Source organism: Micromonospora sp. NPDC085948, assembly GCF_040686315.1.
Taxonomy (GTDB): domain Bacteria; phylum Actinomycetota; class Actinomycetes; order Mycobacteriales; family Micromonosporaceae; genus Micromonospora.
Genome location: NZ_JBFBJW010000001.1, coordinates 154,533 through 172,724 on the forward strand (window position 1 = coordinate 154,533; position 18,192 = coordinate 172,724).

General features: G+C 71.4%; 10 protein-coding genes and 2 pseudogenes. 5 read left to right on the plus strand and 7 right to left on the minus strand.

The genetic code is table 11. The features are described 5' to 3' along the window. A pseudogene (locus AB0O48_RS00810) lies at positions 1-404 on the plus strand (hypothetical protein); the annotation flags it as partial. 1 nt (position 405) lies between these two features. Next, complete coding sequence (locus AB0O48_RS00815) at positions 406-1,110, plus strand: class F sortase (RefSeq protein ID WP_357246248.1); 705 nt, start codon at positions 406-408, stop codon at positions 1,108-1,110. A 73-nt stretch (positions 1,111-1,183) separates the two neighbouring features. Here the strand turns inward: AB0O48_RS00815 and AB0O48_RS00820 are convergent, their stop codons facing one another. Beyond that, the gene (locus AB0O48_RS00820; protein WP_357246250.1) at positions 1,184-6,265 is read right to left on the minus strand and encodes an NAD-glutamate dehydrogenase; all 5,082 of its coding nucleotides are present in this window, start codon (positions 6,263-6,265) and stop codon (positions 1,184-1,186) included. Positions 6,266-6,554: 289 nt separating this feature from the next. Between AB0O48_RS00820 and AB0O48_RS00825 the strand changes: the two genes are divergently transcribed. Beyond that, complete coding sequence (locus AB0O48_RS00825; protein ID WP_357246253.1) at positions 6,555-8,519, plus strand: penicillin-binding transpeptidase domain-containing protein; 1,965 nt, start codon at positions 6,555-6,557, stop codon at positions 8,517-8,519. A 758-nt stretch (positions 8,520-9,277) separates the two neighbouring features. On the opposite strand, the pseudogene AB0O48_RS00830 reads toward AB0O48_RS00825, so the two are convergent. The 6 genes and pseudogenes from AB0O48_RS00830 to AB0O48_RS00855 form a co-directional block, all read right to left on the minus strand. Further along, a pseudogene (locus AB0O48_RS00830) lies at positions 9,278-10,234 on the minus strand (arginase family protein); the annotation flags it as partial. A 66-nt stretch (positions 10,235-10,300) separates the two neighbouring features. Continuing rightward, positions 10,301-11,224 carry a tetratricopeptide repeat protein gene (locus AB0O48_RS00835; RefSeq protein ID WP_357246255.1) on the minus strand — a complete coding sequence of 308 codons (924 nt, stop codon included), beginning with the start codon at positions 11,222-11,224 and terminating at the stop codon, positions 10,301-10,303. A gap of 154 nt (positions 11,225-11,378) precedes the next feature. Beyond that, positions 11,379-13,067 carry a methylmalonyl-CoA mutase family protein gene (locus tag AB0O48_RS00840; RefSeq protein ID WP_357246258.1) on the minus strand — a complete coding sequence of 563 codons (1,689 nt, stop codon included), beginning with the start codon at positions 13,065-13,067 and terminating at the stop codon, positions 11,379-11,381. A 105-nt stretch (positions 13,068-13,172) separates the two neighbouring features. Then, positions 13,173-13,574 carry an Asp23/Gls24 family envelope stress response protein gene (locus AB0O48_RS00845; RefSeq protein WP_357246261.1) on the minus strand — a complete coding sequence of 134 codons (402 nt, stop codon included), beginning with the start codon at positions 13,572-13,574 and terminating at the stop codon, positions 13,173-13,175. A gap of 115 nt (positions 13,575-13,689) precedes the next feature. After that, positions 13,690-14,694, minus strand: a complete 1,005-nt coding sequence (gene meaB, locus AB0O48_RS00850) for a methylmalonyl Co-A mutase-associated GTPase MeaB (protein WP_357246264.1) — start codon at positions 14,692-14,694, stop codon at positions 13,690-13,692. A gap of 55 nt (positions 14,695-14,749) precedes the next feature. Beyond that, positions 14,750-15,949 (minus strand): acetyl-CoA C-acetyltransferase, encoded by a 1,200-nt coding sequence (locus tag AB0O48_RS00855; protein WP_365062265.1) that lies wholly within the window; start codon positions 15,947-15,949, stop codon positions 14,750-14,752. Between the two features lie 62 nt (positions 15,950-16,011). Between AB0O48_RS00855 and mce the strand changes: the two genes are divergently transcribed. Both mce and ccrA read left to right on the plus strand, forming a co-directional pair. Continuing rightward, positions 16,012-16,488, plus strand: coding sequence for a methylmalonyl-CoA epimerase (gene mce, locus AB0O48_RS00860; RefSeq protein ID WP_365062267.1), 477 nt, complete (start codon positions 16,012-16,014; stop codon positions 16,486-16,488). A 262-nt stretch (positions 16,489-16,750) separates the two neighbouring features. Beyond that, positions 16,751-18,106, plus strand: coding sequence for a crotonyl-CoA carboxylase/reductase (ccrA, locus tag AB0O48_RS00865; RefSeq protein ID WP_357246273.1), 1,356 nt, complete (start codon positions 16,751-16,753; stop codon positions 18,104-18,106). Positions 18,107-18,192 lie beyond the last annotated feature (86 nt).

Consider the following 18,192-nt stretch of genomic DNA (forward strand, 5'->3'; position numbering starts at 1 on the left):
AGCACGGCTCGGACGAGCGCGGCGGCTACGGCAAGGACGAGCACGGCTCGGACGAGCGCGGCGGCTACGGCAAGGACGAGCACGGCTCGGACGAGCGCGGCGGCTACGGCAAGGACGAGCACGGCTCGGACGAGGACAGCTGGGAGAAGGAGCGCGAGTTCGTCTACTACGGCGACGCCAAGGTCGACAAGGATGCCAAGCCGGGTCGCTACGAGCTCAAGGGCTCGTGCGGCGAGGGCGAGCTCGTCGTGCTGCCGCACGGCGGTGTCGACGGTGGTGACGGTGGCGCCAGCACCGGTACCGACCGTGGCCTGGCCACCGGCGGGGCGGGCCTGCTCGGCGCTGCCGCGCTCGGCGGGATCGTGCTGATGCGTCGTCGGCGGACCAATGGTTCGCTCGTCTGACGTGACGACGACACGGGCCGGCGGCCGTCACGGGAGACCGTGGCGTGCCGCCGGCGCGGCCGTCGTCGTCACTATGGCCATGCTCGGCGCTGGCATGATCGGCTTCGCTCTGAAGACCACCCCGCAGACCCGACCGCCGCAGCCGCTGGCCCAGGCCGGTCCCGAGGTGAGCGGGCCGGCCGACACCGCCACCGCCGTGCCCCCGGTCGACGGGCAGCCGGTCGGCCAGGGGGACGTTCCGGCCGGGTTGGCGCGCTCCGCGCCGACCAGCATCGAGATCCCCCGGATCGGCGTCAACGCGACGATCCTGTCCCTCGGCACCAACCCGGACGGGACCGTCCAGGTTCCCCCGTTGGAGCAGGCCGACCAGGCTGGCTGGTACGAGCCGGGAGCGAGCCCCGGCGAGACCGGTAACGCGGTCATCGTCGGGCACGTGGACTCGGCGAAGCTCGGCCCGGCCGTCTTCTTCGACCTCGGCTCTCTCGTGCCCGGTGACACCATCACGGTGCGGCGGGCGGACGGCCAGCCGGCCGCGTTCCAGGTCGACTCGGTGAAGTCGTACCCGAAGACGGCCTTCCCCACCGAGTTGGTGTACGGACCGAGCGACCGGCCCGGTCTGCGGGTGGTCACCTGCGGTGGTCAGTTCGACGAGGCCGCCAAGAGCTACCCGGACAACATCGTCGTCTTCGCCACCCTGGTGGCCTGATCGGGGACGAAACGAAACGCGGTCCGGCCGGTCGGGTCACCCCGACCGGCCGGACCGCGTCCGGCGTACCGACTCAGGCGGCCGCGGAGGTCCGCACCAGGGTGCGGATCTGGCGCAGCAGCACCGACAGGGCGGCGAGATCCGCCCGCGACTCGTCGAACTCCCCCATCGCCCGCCGGGCGCGGTGGATCGAGGTCGCGTTCGACTGCTCCCACTGCTGCACCCGCTCGTGCGGCGGCAGGTCCTCCGGGGTGGAGTCGAACACCTCCGCGGTGAGCGCGGCCAGCGCGGCGTACAGGTCGTAGCGCAGCGCCATCCGAGCCAACGTCTGCCAGCGGTCCTCGCGAGGCAGCAGGGAGATCTTCGACAGCAGCGAGTCCACCCGGAACAGGTCGGACAGCACGAAGTAGACCGAGGCCACCTCGCTGACGTCCCGCCCGCTGGCGTTCGCCGTCTCCACCACGTCCATCAGACCGAAGCTGTACATCAGCCGGGTCGCGCGTTCCGCCAGCTCGCGGGGCAGCCCACGCTCGGTCATCGAGTCCATGTGCGCGGCGATGCCCTGCCGCTCGTTGCCGTAGAACAGTTCCTCCAGCCCCGGCAGCAGCCGGGTTACACCGTCGCGCAGCCGGGCGATCTCGGCCGGCACGTCGATCGGTGAACGCCGGTTGGACACCAGCCACCGCACGGCCCGGTCGAGCAGCCGACGGGTGTCCAGGTAGACACTCGTCTGCAACTCCGGCGCGACCTTGTTGTCCAGCGCCTCGACCGCGTCCCACAGGTCGCGGAGGCCGAACACCTCGCTGACCACCACGTAGGCCCGGATCACGTCCGCCGCGCTGGCCGCCGTCTCCTCGACCACCCGGAAGATGAACGAGATGCCACCCCGGTTGATCGCCTCGTTGACCAGCACGGTGGTGACGATGTCGCGGCGCAGTCGGTGCTGGCCCATCCGGTCGGCGAAGCGCTCACGCATCGGCGTCGGGAAGTAGTTGACCAGGACCTCGGTCGTCCACTCCTCGTCCGCCAGACCCTCGGTGAGGATCTCCCGCTCCAGGACGATCTTCACGTACGCGAGCAGCACCGCGAACTCCGGCGCGGTCAGCCCGGACTCGCTGCGGACCGCCAACTCCTCATCCGGCGGCAGCGCCTCCAGCGCCCGGTCCAACCCACCCGACCGCTCCAACTCGTTGATCATCCGGCGGTGCACCGGAAGCAGCGAGGCGGCCTGGGCCTGGGCGTTGTTGATCGCCCGCGCCTGGTCGTAGTTGTCCCGCAGCACCAGCTCCGCGACCTCGTCGGTCATCCCGGCCAGCAGCTCGTCGCGCTCGGCCGTGGTCAACTCGCCGTCGGCCACCGCCGTGTTCAGCAGGATCTTGATGTTCACCTCGTGGTCGGAGGTGTCCACGCCGGCCGCGTTGTCGATGAAGTCGGAGAAGATCCGGCCGCCGGTCAACGCGTACTCGATCCGGCCGAGCTGGGTCCAGCCCAGGTTGCCGCCCTCGCCCGCGACCCGGCACCGCAGGTTGCGCCCGTCCACCCGGATCGCGTCGTTGGACTTGTCGCCCACCTCGGCGTTGGTCTGGGTGGACGCCTTGACGTAGGTGCCGATGCCGCCATTCCAGAACAGGTCCACCGGAGCGGTGACGATCGCCTTCATCAGCTCCTGCGGCGACAGGTGCGTGACGTCGTCGTCCAGGCCGATCGCCGCCCGGACCTGCGGCGTGATCGGGATGGACTTCGCGGTACGCGGGAAGATGCCGCCGCCGGCCGAGATCAGCTCCGGGTTGTAGTCCTCCCACGAGGACCGGGGCAGGTCGAACAGCCGCCGCCGCTCCGCGTACGAGGTGGCCGCGTCCGGCTCCGGGTCCAGGAAGATGTGCCGGTGGTCGAAGGCGGCCACCAACCGAATGTGCTCGGACAGCAGCATCCCGTTGCCGAACACGTCGCCGGACATGTCGCCGACGCCGACCACCGTGAAGTCCTGGGTCTGGGTGTCCAGGCCCAACTCCCGGAAGTGCCGCTTCACCGACTCCCAGGCGCCCCGGGCGGTGATGCCCATCTTCTTGTGGTCGTAGCCGGCAGAGCCGCCGGAGGCGAAGGCGTCGCCCAGCCAGAAGTTGTGTGCCGTGGAGATCTCGTTGGCGATGTCGGAGAACGTCGCCGTGCCCTTGTCCGCCGCGACCACCAGGTACGGGTCGTCGGCGTCGTGCCGGACCACGTCCTCGGGCGGCACGATCTGCCCGCTGACGATGTTGTCGGTGACGTCGAGCATCGCGCCGACGAACTCCTGGTAGCAGGCGACCGCCTCGTCCCGGTCACCCGGCTTCTGCTTCAGCACGAAGCCGCCCTTGGCGCCCACCGGCACGATCACGGTGTTCTTCACCATCTGCGCCTTGACCAGACCGAGCACCTCGGTCCGGAAGTCCTCCCGACGGTCGGACCAGCGCAGCCCGCCCCGGGCCACCGGCCCGAACCGCAGGTGTACGCCCTCGAAGCGGGGCGAGTAGACGAAGATCTCGAACTTCGGTCGGGGCGCGGGCAGGTCCGGGATGGCCTGCGGGTCGAGCTTGAACGCCACGTACGCCTTCGGTCGCCCGTCGGCGCGCTTCTGGTAGAAGCTGGTCCGCAGGGTCGCCTCGATCAGCGTCAGGTACGACCGCAGGATCCGGTCCTGGTCGAGGCTGGCCACGTCGTCCAGCCCGGCCCGGATCGTCTCGACCAGCTCACCGCTGCGCTGCTGCCGCTGCTCGGTGGTCTGCTCGCCCGGCGCGAACCGGGTCTCGAACAGCTCCACCAGCAACGCGGCGAGCTTCGGGTACGCGATGAACGTCTGCTCCATGTAGTCCTGGGAGAAGACCGTGCCGGCCTGCCGCAGGTACTTCGCGTACGCCCGCAGCACCACCACCTGCCGCCAGGTGAGCCCGCCGCGCAGCACCAGCTCGTTGAACCGGTCCACCTCGGCCTCACCGCGCCAGGCCGCCGCGAAGGCGTTCTCCACGTGCGGGCGCACCTCGGACAGCTCGTGGTGCCCCTCGGGCAGCATCAGGCCGAAGTCGTACAGGTAGACGCGCCCGTCGATCCGGTCCACCTCGTACGGGTGCTCGTCGACCACCCGCACACCGAGGGAGTGCAGCACCGGCAGCACGGCGGAGAGCATCATCGGTTCGCCGTACCGGTAGACCTTGAACCGGACGTCCATCGCCTCGGCCAAATCCGCGCCGGGGACCCGGGTGCCCGGCCGGGGCGCCAACTGCTTACGGAAGAGGTGCATCTCCAGCTGGCCGGGCTCCTCCAGCAGCTCCAGCTTCGCCAGGTCCTTCATCGCCTCGTACGGCGTGTGCCCGTCCTTGTAGCCCTCCGGGAACGCGTCGGCGTACCTGGTGAACAGGTGCTTGGCCTGCTCGTCGCCGAGCTTGCGCTCCAGCACCAGCCGGTAGTCGTCGTCCCAGAGTCGGGTCGCGTCGGCCAACTCCTCGGCCAACAGGTCGGCGTCGATGTCGCCGGGCGGTCGCGTCGGGTCGGTACGCACGATGAAGTGCACCCGGGCCAGCATCGACTCGGTGACACGGGTGGTGTAGTCCACCCCGACACCGTTCAGCTCCCGCAGCAGGATGTCCTGCATGCGCAGCCGGTTCTGCGTGGTGAACCGGTCCCGGGGCAGGTAGATCAGGCAGGAGATGAACCGCCCGTACGCGTCCCGGCGCAGGAAGACCCGCAGCTGCCGACGACCGGCCATCCGCAGTACGCCGATCACCGCGTGGTAGAGGTCGTCGGTCTTGATCTGGAACAGCTCGTCGCGGGGGTAGGTCTCCAGGATCTGGATCAGATCCTTGCCCGAGTGGCTGCGCCGGCTCAGGCCGGAGCGGTCCAGCACCTCGGCCACCTTGCGGCGCACCACCGGCAACTCCCGGACGCTGGTCCGGTACGCGGCGGTGGAGAACAGGCCGAGGAAGCGCCGTTCGCCGATCACCTCGCCGGCCTCGTTGAAGATCTTGAAGCCGATGTAGTCCAGGTACGCCGAGCGGTGCACGGTGGCCCGCGAGTTGGCCTTGGTGATGATGAGCAGGCGCTTCTCCAGCACCTTGTCGTGCGCCTCCGGCGTCATCGACGCCAGCGGCCGAGCCTCCGGCGCGTCGGAGCGCAGGATGCCCAGACCCGTGCCGAGCACCGCCTCCAACGCCTTGCCGTCGACCTCGTCGCCGGCATCGCCGCTCGCGACGTCGACCAGCCGGTACTCCCGGTAGCCGAGGAAGGTGAAGTGGTCGTGGGCCAGCCACCGCAGCAGCTCCACCGAGTCGGTGATGTCCTTCTCCGGCACCGGCGGCCGGTTCTCGGCGGTACGCGCGGAGGCCAACTCGTCGGCGAGCGCGAGCGAGCGCTGACGCATCTTCGGCCAGTCCTCCACCGCCTCCCGCACGTCGGTGAGCACCCGCTGCAGCTCGCGGCGCAGCCGGTCCCGCTCGGCCGCGTCCCGGACCGGGTCGATCTCGATCCGCATCCAGCTCTCGATGATGTCGCCGGCGATCGCGTCGTCCGGCTCCACGTCCGCCGAGACCTCGGTGAGGCGGCCCAACGGCTCCCGCCGCACCACCACCAGCGGGTGCACCAGCAGATGCACGTCCAGGTGGTACGAGTTGAGCAGCGCGGTCACCGAGTCGACCAGGAACGGCATGTCGTCGGTGACGATCTCGACGACCGTGTGGTGCTGGTCGGCGTGCGGCTCGTGGATCCGCAGCTTCAACTCGCCCGGCACCCGCTGTTGGGCGAGGTCCCGGTGCGCCCGGGCCGCGTCGAGCATCTCTTCCGCCGTGAAGCCGACCAGCTCCTCGTCCGGTGCGAACCGCCAGAAACGGCCGACGAGTGTCGCCGCGTCGTGGTCGTCCCCCGCGAGCGCGACAGCCTGAGCCACCAGCCGCTCCGCGTTGGGAACTGGTTCGTCGAGCTCGGCGTCCTCCACGTCGTCGGCCAACGCCTCGGTGGGCAGGCCCAGATCGTAGATGGTGTCGATGCTCGACCCGGTCAGCCCCGTGACTCCCGTGTCGAGCCGGCCGTAGCCGTCCCCGTCGGTCGCCGAATCGAAGCTGTCGTCGTCCCGGCCGGAGTCATCCTGCCGGAGGTCGGGTTCCGGTTTGATCGCCGGACGCCGGTCCATCGGTGCCACTCCCCTCGACCCACCGCGTTGTGGGTCACTCTGCCGCTCAGCCTAGGCCCTGCCGTTGTGCGCCTTCGTCGGCGGACCACTGGCCAGACGTCCGGATCGGGACTTTGTCCTTTCACCCGTTGCGGGTCCGAGGTTGGCCGGCTGCGGGATACCCCGCCACGCGATGTTCATCACACCGGCCCGGCCCGTCTTTGAGCGCGCCCGCCATGCTGGGGGACGTTGGGGACGGCGTCGGCGTACTACCGTGCGAAGGCGCTCCGAGATCGGAAGGACCAGCTTCATGCCCTCGTCGTACCCCCGGCCCCTCCGGCCGAACCCCGTCCGCCGTGTGGCCGCCGCCCTCACCGCGGCGCTGCTCATGGCCGGCGTTCTGGTTGGCTGCTCGGCTGACGACGGGCCGGAGGGCAGTCTCGACGCCTTCCTCGCCGGTTGGCGCAGCGGCGATCTCCAGGCGGTCGGTCTGATCGACCCGACCGGCAGCAAGTTGCCCTCGACCGAGGTGAGTCGCCAGATCAAGGAGCTCTCCGGTGAGCTGGCGGCGACCCCGCCCACGCTGACGCGTCGTGGCGAGCCGAAGGTGAAGGCGGACATCGCCACCACAACCGTCCAGGTGGAGTGGAAGCTGCCCGGTCAGACCCCCTGGACGTACGACCGGGAGGTGCGTCTCGCCAAGGGCGACGACGACCAGTGGCAGGTGATCTGGGAGCCGAAGGTGGTGCACGAGCAGCTCACCGAGGGTGACCGGTTGGCGTTGCGCCGCGACGCCAGCACCCGCGCCGGGGTGCTGGACGCCGCCGGCCAACCGATCGTGACCCCCCGGCCGGTGGTGCGGGTCGGCGTGCAGCCCGACGGGGTCACCGATCTCGGCAAGCTCGTCAAGGACCTCGACGCGGCGTTCAAGGCCATCCGCCCGGCGCTGGTCCCCGGCGTCGACCTGGCCGACCTGCCCGACCGGGTGACCAAGGCCGAGCCGGGCGCCTTCGTCGAGGTGGTGTCGCTCCGCGAGGAGGCGTACCGGCAGATCAAGCCCCGGATCTACGACCTGCCCGGCACCAAGTTCGTCTCCGACAAGATCGACCTGGCGCCCACCCGCGAGTTCGCCCGTGCGGTGCTCGGCTCGGTCGACCCGGCGCAGGCCGACGACCTCGCCGCACACCCCGACCGGTACGTCGTCGGCGACCTGGTCGGGCACGGCGGGCTGCAGGGCCGCTACGACGAGCGACTGCGCGGTGGCCCCGGGCTGACCGTGGTGGTCGAGCGTCCCGTCGAGGGCGGCAAACTGGAACCGACCGGCACCGAGTTGTTCCGCCGGGAGCCGCAGCCCGGTCAGGCGCTGAAGACCACGCTTGACGTCGCCGTCCAGAATGCGGCCGACGGGGCCCTGCGCGCCGAGCCACGGCGGTCCTCGATGGTGGCGCTCCGGATCAGCGATGGTGCCGTGCTCGCCGCGGCGAACGGCCCTGGCCCGGCCGGGGAGAATCTGGCCTTCGACGCTCAGGTGCCTCCGGGCTCCACGTTCAAGATGGTCAGCGCGCTCGGCCTGCTGGACCGGGGTGCGGTCACTCTGGACGGGCCGGTGGCCTGCCCGAAGACCTTCACCGTGGACGGTCGCTCCTTCAAGAACTCCGACAACTTCGAACTCGGCTCGGTGCCGTTCCGCACCGACTTCGCCAAGTCCTGCAACACGGCGTTCGCCTCGCTCGCGCCGAAGCTCGGCGGTGACGGGCTGGCCGCCGCCGGCCGCTCGTTGGGCCTGGAGGGTCAGTGGGACCTCGGCACGGACGCCTTCACCGGCAAGGTGTCCGCGGGTGGCAGCCCGGCCGAGCAGGCCGCGGCATCGTTCGGGCAGGGCACCACGCTGGTCAGCCCGCTGGCCATGGCCGGTGCCACCGCGGCGGTCGCCCGAGGCCGCTTCGAGCAGCCGAAACTGCTCATCGACCCGGCGCCGGCCAAGCCGGCCCCGCCGGGCGAGCAACTCAAGCCGGAATCGGTCGCGGCACTGCGCGCGATGATGCGCGAGGTGGTCACCACGGGCACCGGCAGCGCGCTGAAGGACGTGCCGGGCGAGGTCTACGGCAAGACCGGCACCGCCGAGTACGACGACAACCCGGCCCATACCCACGCCTGGTTCGTCGGTTGGCGGGGCGACGTGGCGTTCGCCGTCTTCGTGGAGAAGGGCGGCGCCAGCACGGCGTCGGCCGTCCCGATCGCCGAGCGCTTCCTCCGCGCCCTCCCCCCGTCCTGACACCAACGCCGCTCAGGAACGCCCAGCCCCGACCCGCCGCCCAACCCCGACCGCACGCCCAGCCGGCAACCCCCGCCCAGCCCGAACCGCACGCCCGGCCGGCAACCCCGCGCACCGCTCCGGCGTTGATCCACTCGGTTTTGCTGAAACCGCGCTATCCGAGCCACTCGGACGCCGCGACATCATGAAAGCCGAGTCGATCATGACCCGGCGGGGCGGCGTTCGGGTCAGGCGGTGTCGGCTTTGCGATGGTCCGGGGCATTCTCGGCCGGTGGGGAGGGTCGGCGGAGCAGACCCGGGCCGGCCGACGCGGGTGGGCCGACCGGCTCCCGCTCGGTCGTGGCCGGGAGGTGGGCCGCACCCTCGGCGGAGTCACCACCGAATCGGCCGGAAGCAGCCACCGCACCATCGGGGCGGTCGATGCCGGCCCGGTCATCGGCGACGGCTCCCGGGTCGGCCGACCCCGCCTCCGGGAGCGGCGTGGCATCGACGGCCGGAGACCACGAGGGGGCATCGGCGAAGGACGCCGCGCCGCCGATCACACCAGCCACCCCACCAAGCCGCTCCGCGCGGTCCACCCCACCAAGCCGCTCCGCGCGGTCCAGTCCACCGATCCGCTCCGCGCGGTCCAACCCACCAAGCCGCTCCGCGCGGTCCACCCCACCAACCCGCTCCGCGCGGTCCAACCCACCTGCACCTTCGTCGTGGCCGGGTCGCTCGGTGGGAGCCGGGGTCCGGCCGTTGCCGCGGCGGGGGCCGGGGGTCGGCCGGGACGACAGCAGCCGGGGCGGCACCGCCTCCGGGGCGGTGACCGGGGCCAGGCCGGCGACGACGGTGTTGACGATCTCGGCCGCGTACGAGCCGTCGGGGTCGTAGTCGGGGTCGAACACGGTCAGCTCCACGCCGAGGCAGTGTGGGGTGTCGACCAGGCCGGCGAGCAGGATCTCCAGCTCGGCGAAGGCGATCCCACCGGGGTCGGGGGCATCGACGGCGGGCATCACCGCGGGGTCGAGCACGTCCACGTCGATGTGCACCCAGTAGCCCGCGCAGTCGGCGAGCTGCTCGTGCGCCCACTGCGCGGTCCGGGCGGCGCCCTCGGCGCGCAGCGCCGGCACCGGCCGGGTGGTGATCCCGGCGGCCTGGAGGTCGAGCCGGTACTCGTCCTGGGCTCGGATGCCCAGCACCACCACGTCGATGTCGCGGAAGTAGGGCCGGCGGCCCTCGATCGCGGCCAGGTCGGCCTGGCCGCGCCCGGTGACGAGGGCCAGGTCCTCCCCGGCGGCCGCCCCGACGTAGGAGGCGTTGCCGGGGTGCCGGAAGTCGGAGTGCCCGTCGACGAAGACCAGCCCGATCCGCCCGCCGACGGCTTCACCGAGGCGGTGCATGGCCAGCGCCGAGCCGAGCAGCACGGAGCAGTCGCCGCCCAGCACCACCGGGAACTCGCCCCGGTCGATGATCGAGCCGATCCGCTCGGCGAGGGCCAGCGAGTAGTCGGCGATCTCCCGGGCGTGGCACACCCCGTCGCCGGGCCGCCAGTCGCCCGGGTCGTACCGTGCCGGGGTGACGCAGCCGGCGTCGCGGGCGCGGAGCCGGGCCAGCAGTTCGTGGTCGCGCAGTGCGCCGGGCGCCTTGGCGCACCCGGGGACCGACGTGGACGTCGGCGGCCGCAGACCGAGATTTGTCGGCGCGTCGAGGACGGCGATCCGGCGCATCATGAGCTCCCGTCCTCGTTGGTCGGGCGGGCCGGCCGGAACGCCGGCCCGCGCTGGCGTGCTGTGAACTCAGAACAGGGCGCTGGCCAACGCCCGGCGCGCCGAGGCGACGGCCGGATCGTCCGGGCCGGCGATGGAGAAGAGCGAGACCAGGTGCTGGCGGGCGGTCTCCCGGTCTTCTCCGGCGGTGCGCCGGACCAGACCGACGAGCCGGGCGTACGCCTGCTCGGCCAGACCGCTGAGCACCTCGATGTCGGCGGCCAGCAGCTGCGCGGCCACGTCGTCGGGGGCGCTCTCGGCGGCGGCCAGCGCGGCGGCCGGGTCCGCGCCGGCGACCCGGCGGGCCACCCCGACCTGGGCCAGCCCGGCGGTGGCCGCGGCGTCCGCCGGGGCGTCGGCCAGAATCTTCCGGTACGCCTGCTCGGCGGCGTCCAGGTCGCCGCTCATCAGCGCGTCGTCGGCCTCGTCGAGGCGGGGGTCCTCCGGCTCGGCGACTGTCACGCCGCCGGCCTTGAGTACGGCCTGGATCCACTGCCGCAACTGGGCCTCGGGCACCACGCCGGAGAAGGCGTCGACCGGCTGGCCGCCGACGACCGCGTAGACCATGGGGATGCCCTGGACTCGGAACATCTGTGCGATTCGCGGATTTTCCTGCACGTCGACCCGGGCCAGCACCCAGGTGCCGCCGCCCTCGGCGTTCAACTGCTCCAGGACCGGGGCGAACTCGTCGCTCTCCGGGAAGCCGGCCGCGCCGAAGAACACGACGACGGGCACGGCCATCGACCGTTCGAGCACCTCGGACTGGATTGTCGCCTCGGTGACGTCGACGATGGCGGTGCTCCCGCCGGCGGTGGGCGCGCCGGGGGTGCCGTTGGACGGGCCGCCCTGTGGGGGCGTGCCGGGGCGGGTACTTGCTGGTGCGGGGCCACGCAGCGTGCTGAGGTCGACCGCGCCGCGGGTGAAGATCGACGAGGTGATCCGTGGGTCGCTCATGGTTACCTAGTCTCGCACGTGAGCCCCCGATCTCAGGTCACCCACAACCCCGACGTTGCAACTCTCACGCCCCACCCCCACCCCCGGCGATCGGGCATTTCTGCCGCCAGGAAGTGGGCGGCGGGTGCGTGATCGACGGGGGTGGTGGTATGGGTCAGAAGCGGGCTGGTTCGCGGTGGGTGCCCCACTCGGCGCGGAGGGCGTCGCAGATCTCACCGAGGGTCGCTTCGGCGCGGACGGCGTCGAGCATCGCGGGGATCATGTTCTCGTCGGTGCGGCTGACGTCGACCATCCGGGCCACCGCCGCGCGGACCGCCGACTCGTCCCGCGCACCCTTGCGCTCGGCCAGCACCCGGCGCTGCTCCAGCTCCACCTCGTGCGAGATGCGCAGGATCTCCAGCTCCTTGGCGACCGTACCGGTGTGGCAGTTGACCCCGACGATCTTCTTGTCACCCTTCTCCAGGGCCTGCTGGTAGACGAAGGCCGACTCGGCGATGTGCCCGGTGAACCACCCGTCCTCGATGCCGCGCAGGATGCCCGAGGTCATCGGGCCGATCTGGTGCGGCCCGTCCCCGCCGAGCTGCCGGATCCGGGCGAAGATCTCCTCCGCCTCGGCCTCGATCTTGTCGGTCAGCGCCTCGACGTACCAGGAGCCGCCGAGCGGGTCGGCCACGTTGACCACGCCGATCTCCTCCATCAGCACCTGCTGGGTACGCAGGGCGATCTCGGCGGACTCGTCGGTGGGCAGCGCCAGGGTCTCGTCGAGCGCGTTGGTGTGCAGCGAGTTCGTGCCGCCCAGCACCGCCGCGAGCGCCTCGACGGCGGTCCGTACGACGTTGTTGACCGGCTGCTGCGCGGTCAGCGACACCCCGGCGGTCTGCGTGTGGAAACGCAGCCACAGGGCCTTCTCGCTTGTCGCGCCGTAGACGTCGCGCAGCCAGCGGGCCCAGATTCGGCGGGCGGCGCGGAACTTGGCGATCTCCTCGAAGAAGTCGAGGTGCGAGTCGAAGAAGAAGCTCAGCCCCGGCGCGAACACGTTCACGTCCAGGCCGCGCGAGAGGCCCAGCTCGACGTACCCGAAACCGTCGGCCAGGGTGTACGCCAACTCCTGCGCGGCGGTCGAGCCGGCCTCGCGGATGTGGTAGCCGGAGACCGACAGCGGCTTGTAGCGCGGGATCTCGGCGGCGCAGTATTCCATCAGGTCGCCGATCAGGCGCAGGTGCGGCTCCGGGTCGAAGAGCCACTCCTTCTGCGCGATGTACTCCTTGAAGATGTCGGTCTGCAGCGTGCCGTCCAGCTTGGACAGGTCGGCGCCCTGCCGCTCGGCGGCGACCAGGTACATGCAGAACACCGGCACGGCCGGACCGGAGATCGTCATCGAGGTGGTGACGTCGGCCAGGTCGATGCCGTCGAAGAGCGCCTGCATGTCGGTGGCGGTGTCGATGGCGACGCCACAGTGGCCGACCTCGCCGAGCGCCTGCGGGTCGTCCGAGTCGCGGCCCATCAGCGTCGGCATGTCGAACGCGACCGAGAGGCCGCCACCGCCGGCGCCGAGGATCATCTTGTAGCGCTCGTTCGTCTGCTGGGCGTTACCGAAGCCGGCGAACTGCCGGATCGTCCAGGTCCGCCCGCGGTAGCCGGTCGGATAGAGACCCCGGGTGTACGGGTACTCGCCCGGCCAGCCGATCCGCTCGAAGCCCGGGTACGCGCTGCCCTCGGGCGGCCCGTAGACCGGTTCGACCGGCATCCCGGAGAGCGTGGTGAAGTCAGCGTCGCGCTTGCGTGCGGCGTCGTACCGGGCCTGCCAACGCGCCCGTCCGGCGTCGATCTCGTCGGCGTCCATGAGCAGGGCTCCTCCTCGGGTCCTCGACTGCACGTCGAGTGTAGGGCCCACACCTGAACGATCGCTAAGTCCCGTCGTACCGACCGGTAACGTGCGAGCTGGGCCTTAGACGGCCGGCCCGCCCATCGCCACGTCGTCGACCCGGATGTTGACCTCGTCGACCCGCAGCCCGTACGCCTCGACCGCCTCGGTCACCCGAGCCCGCACCTGCCCGGTGATCTCCGGGACCGGCTGGCCGGCGTGAATCACCAGCACCAGGTTGACCACCGCGGCATCGCCGGTCACGTGGGCCGAGCAGCCCCGTCGGGCATCGCCCACCTGATCCAGCCCGACCCGGTCCAGCACCGAGTTGAAGAATCGGGCCACGTCCCCGCCCAACTCGGCCACTCCGGGAACAGCGCGGGCCGCCGCGACGGCGATCTTCTCGATCACCTCGTCGGACACCTGCGTCGTTCCGCCGGCCCCCGCCGACGCCGTGGTCAGCTCCCGCGTCACCTCGTGGTCCATCGCCACTCCCCCTGCTCCTCGCGCCACCGCGCCGGCACACCGCCCGGCCCCCACCGCCGTGGGGCGCTGCGAGCCTACAAGGAGGGAATGCCACCAGGGTGTCCCCGGTGGACGGTCAGCGGGCGAGCTGGGCGAGCAGTTCGTCCGCCGCCCGGTAGGGGTCGATCGCGCCCTCGGCCACCTTGGCGGCGAGCGTGGCCAACTCCGTACCGTCGCGCAGTGAGCCGATCCGGGCGCGCAGGGTGCCGAGCGCGATCGCCTCGACCTCGGCGGCGGCCCGCGCCTCCTGGCGGCGGCGCAGCTCGCCGTGCTCGACGAGCCAGCCCCGGTGCTTGTCGATCGCCGCCGCGATCTCGTCGATGCCCTCGCCGCGCGCGGCGACCGAGCGGACCACCTGCGGTCTCCACTGCCCCGGGCCACGCTCACCGAGGGCGATCATGCCCTGGATGTCGCGGACGGTGGCGTCGACGCCGTCCCGGTCGGCCTTGTTGACCACGAACACGTCGGCGATCTCCAGGATGCCGGCCTTGACCGCCTGGATCGCGTCGCCCATGCCGGGCGCGAGCAGCACCAGCGTGGTGTCGGCCAGCGAGGCCACCTCCACCTCGGCCTGTCCGACCCCGACGGTCTCCACCAGCACCACGTCACAGCCGGCGCCCTCCAGCACCCGGACCGCCTGCGGCGTCGCCGCGGCCAACCCACCGAGGTGACCCCGGCTGGACATGGACCGGATGTAGACGCCCGGATCGGTGGCGTGGTCCTGCATCCTTACCCGGTCGCCGAGGATCGCTCCACCGGTGAACGGGCTGGACGGGTCGACCGCCAGCACGCCGACCCGGTGCCCCTTCGCCCGCAGCGCGCGGACCAGCTCGTTCGTGGTGGTCGACTTACCCACCCCGGGCGAACCGGTCAGCCCGACGACCTGGGCCTGCCCGGCGTACGGCGCCAACGCGGCGGCGATCGCCGGCAGCAGCTCGTCGCCGTTCTCCACGAGGGTGATCAGCCGGGCCACCGCGCGGGGGTCACCCGCGCGGGCGCGTTCGACAAGCATCGGTACGTCCCGGGTGCGGCGCACCGACGTGGCACCCGCGGACGGGACGCGCTCCGCCGCGTCGCTCACCGCACCACCCTTGTTCGCGACCGCGGCGCTCGCAGAACCGGCTCACGTCCCGCGGTCACTGGTCCACCGCAGCCTTGCCCGGCACGTGGATGATCAGCGCGTCGCCCTGACCACCGCCACCGCAGAGCGCCGCCGCGCCGGTACCGCCGCCGCGCCGCTTCAGCTCCAGAGCGAGGGTGAGGACGAGACGAGCGCCGGACATGCCGATCGGGTGCCCCAGCGCGATGGCGCCGCCGTTGACGTTGACCCTGTCCGGGCTGATGCCGAGGTCCCGGGTGGACTGCACACCGACCTGTGCGAACGCCTCGTTGATCTCGATCAGGTCCAGGTCGGCGACGCTCAGGCCGCCCTTCTTCAACGCGTGGTTGATCGCGTTGGACGGCTGCGAGTGCAGGGAGTTGTCCGGGCCGGCCACGTTGCCGTGCGCACCGATCTCGGCCAGCCAGGTCAGCCCCAGCTCGATGGCCTTGGCCTTGCTCATCACGAGCACGGCGGCGGCGCCGTCGGAGATCGGCGACGAACTGCCGGCGGTGATGGTGCCGTCCTTGGCGAAGGCGGGGCGCAACTTGGCCAACGACCCGACGGTGGTATCCGGGCGGATGCCCTCGTCCTCGCTGATCACCAGCGGGTCACCCTTGCGCTGCGGGATCACCACCGGGGCGATCTCGTCGGCGAAGTGACCGTTCTTCTGCGCGGCGGCGGCCCGCTGGTGGCTGGCGGCGGCGAACTCGTCCTGCTCCTCGCGGGTGATGCCGTGCCGGGCACCGAGGCGCTCGGTCGACTCGCCCATCGAGCAGCAGTCAAAGGCGTCGCTGAGCCCGTCGTGCGCCATGTGGTCCTTGACCACCACGTCGCCGTACTTGTGGCCGGTGCGCTGACCCATCAGCAGGTGCGGGGCGTTGGTCATCGACTCCATGCCGCCGGCCACCACGACGTCGAACTCGCCGGCACGGATCAGCTGGTCGGCCAGGGCGATCGCGTCCAGGCCGGAGAGGCAGACCTTGTTGATGGTCAGCGCCGGCACCGACATCGGCACGCCGGCCTCGACCGCGGCCTGCCGCGCCGGAATCTGACCGGCGCCGGCCTGCAGCACCTGCCCCATGATCACGTACTGGACCTGCTCCGGGCTGACCCCGGCCCGCTCCAGCGCGGCCTTGATGGCGATCCCGCCCAGCTTCGTGGCCGGAAGATCCTTGAGGTTGCCCAGCAGCCGGCCCATCGGGGTCCGCGCGCCGCTGACGATCACCGAAGCCATGCCTGCCTCCGAGGGGGGTGCCGAGCTGTACGCCTTAACGATTGTTCGGTCAGACTAGCGCCATGACTGAGAACTCCTCCGCCGAGCCTGGTGCCGACTCCGTCACAGACATCGGGCTTCGCAAAATCGACCACGTCGGGATCGCCGTGGCCGACCTGGACGCCGCCATCGACTTCTACCAGCGGACGTTCGGGATGCGCTGTGTGCACGTCGAGACCAACGCCGAGCAGGGCGTGCGGGAGGCGATGCTGGCCGTCGGGCCGACCACCGAGGGTGGCTGCGTGCAACTGCTCGCCCCGCTCACCCCGGAGTCGACGATCGCCAAGTTCCTGGACCGCAACGGTCCGGGTGTGCAGCAGGTCGCGTACACGGTGGTGGACATCGACGCGGCGTGCGCGGCGCTGCGCGCCCGGGGGATGCGGCTGCTCTACGACACACCGCGGCGCGGCACCGCGGACAGCCGGATCAACTTCGTCCACCCGAAGGACGCCGGTGGCGTCCTCGTCGAACTGGTCCAACCCGCCCCCACCGCCCACTGACCCCCGCACGTGGCGCATCCTCCCGCGCCACGTGCGCGCACGTCAGTGCGCGGTTGGTGGGGCGGCCGGACACCTTCACGCATCGGCGGATGCAGTTTTTCACAGAGGACTTCCCGGTCTAGCTACCGTTCAGTAACGTCCGGCCCCACCGGAGCGCGACCGGGGTCGGATGTGTCGAATGCCGACATGGCGGTCGTGACCCACCGGCGCCGACGATGGCAGCACCCGGGCCCGTGCGGGTGCGGACGAACCGGAGGTCACCGTGCAGGACATCCTCGAAGCGATCATGGCGGCGGAGGAATCGAACGATCCGGACCGCGAACTCGCCGGCGTCGCCGGGCTGCCCGTACCGGAGAGTTACCGAGGCGTCGTGGTCCGCGCCGAGGAGGCCCGGATGTTCGACGGCAAGCCCACCCGGGACAAGGACCCGCGCAAGGCGTTGCACGTCCAGGAGGTGCCGACGCCGGAACTGGCGCCGGGCGAGGCGTTGGTCGCGGTGATGGCCAGCGCGATCAACTACAACACGGTGTGGACCAGCATCTTCGAGCCGCTGCCCACCTTCAGGTTCCTCCAGCGCTACGGCCGGGTCTCCGAGCTGACCCGCCGGCACGACCTGCCGTACCACGTCGTCGGCTCGGACGCGGCGGGCGTGGTGCTGCGCACCGGTCCCGGGGTGACCCGCTGGGCACCCGGCGACGAGGTGGTCGCGCACTGCCTCTCCGTCGAGCTTGAGGACGCCGCCGGGCACGACGACACCATGCTGGACCCGCAGCAGCGGATCTGGGGCTTCGAGACCAACTTCGGTGGGCTGGCCGAGCTGGCGGTGGTCAAGGCCAACCAACTGATGCCCAAGCCACGGCACCTGAGCTGGGAGGAGGCGGCCAGCCCCGGGCTGGTCAACTCCACCGCGTACCGGCAGCTCGTCTCGCATCACGGGGCCAACATGAAGCAGGGCGACGTGGTGTTGATCTGGGGCGCCTCCGGCGGCCTCGGCGGATACGCCACCCAGATGGCACTCAACGGTGGCGCGATCCCCGTCTGCGTCGTCTCCTCGCCGGAGAAGGCGGAGCTGTGCCGCCGGATGGGTGCGGACCTGGTCATCGACCGGGCGGCGGAGGGTTTCCGCTTCTGGAAGGACGAGGAGACCCAGGACCCGGACGAGTGGAAGCGCTTCGGCGAGCGGATCCGCGAGCTGACCGCCGGCGAGGACCCGGACATCGTCTTCGAGCACCCGGGTCGGGAGACCTTCGGCGCCAGCGTCTACGTGGCCCGGCGCGGTGGGACGATCGTCACCTGCGCCTCCACGAGCGGCTTCCAGCACCAGTACGACAACCGTTACCTCTGGATGCACCTCAAGCGGATCGTCGGCAGCCACTTCGCCAACTACCACGAGGCGTGGCAGGCCAACCGTCTGGTCGCGCTCGGCAAGGTGCACCCGACGGTGTCCCGCACCTACTCCCTGGAGCAGACCGGTCAGGCCGCGTACGAGGTGCACCGCAACGCCCACCAGGGCAAGGTCGGGGTGCGTTGCCTCGCACCGACGGACGGCCTCGGCGTACGCGACGGGGAGCTGCGGGCCCGGCACGAGGAGGCGATCAACCGCTTTCGGGGGCACTGACCGGCACCGCCGGTCCGGGGCACTGGCCGGCACCGCCGGCCCGGGGCACTGGCCGGCACCGCCGGCCGGACGGATGAACGCTCGAT

Coding starts and splice junctions, on each gene's coding strand:
- AB0O48_RS00845 (WP_357246261.1), bottom strand. CDS start 13,574: ATGGACCACGAGGTGACGCGGGAGCTGACCACGGCGTCGGCGGGGGCC.
- AB0O48_RS00820 (WP_357246250.1), bottom strand. CDS start 6,265: ATGGACCGGCGTCCGGCGATCAAACCGGAACCCGACCTCCGGCAGGAT.
- AB0O48_RS00825 (WP_357246253.1), top strand. CDS start 6,555: ATGCCCTCGTCGTACCCCCGGCCCCTCCGGCCGAACCCCGTCCGCCGT.
- mce (WP_365062267.1), top strand. CDS start 16,012: ATGACTGAGAACTCCTCCGCCGAGCCTGGTGCCGACTCCGTCACAGAC.
- AB0O48_RS00855 (WP_365062265.1), bottom strand. CDS start 15,949: ATGGCTTCGGTGATCGTCAGCGGCGCGCGGACCCCGATGGGCCGGCTG.
- AB0O48_RS00840 (WP_357246258.1), bottom strand. CDS start 13,067: ATGGACGCCGACGAGATCGACGCCGGACGGGCGCGTTGGCAGGCCCGG.
- AB0O48_RS00835 (WP_357246255.1), bottom strand. CDS start 11,224: ATGAGCGACCCACGGATCACCTCGTCGATCTTCACCCGCGGCGCGGTC.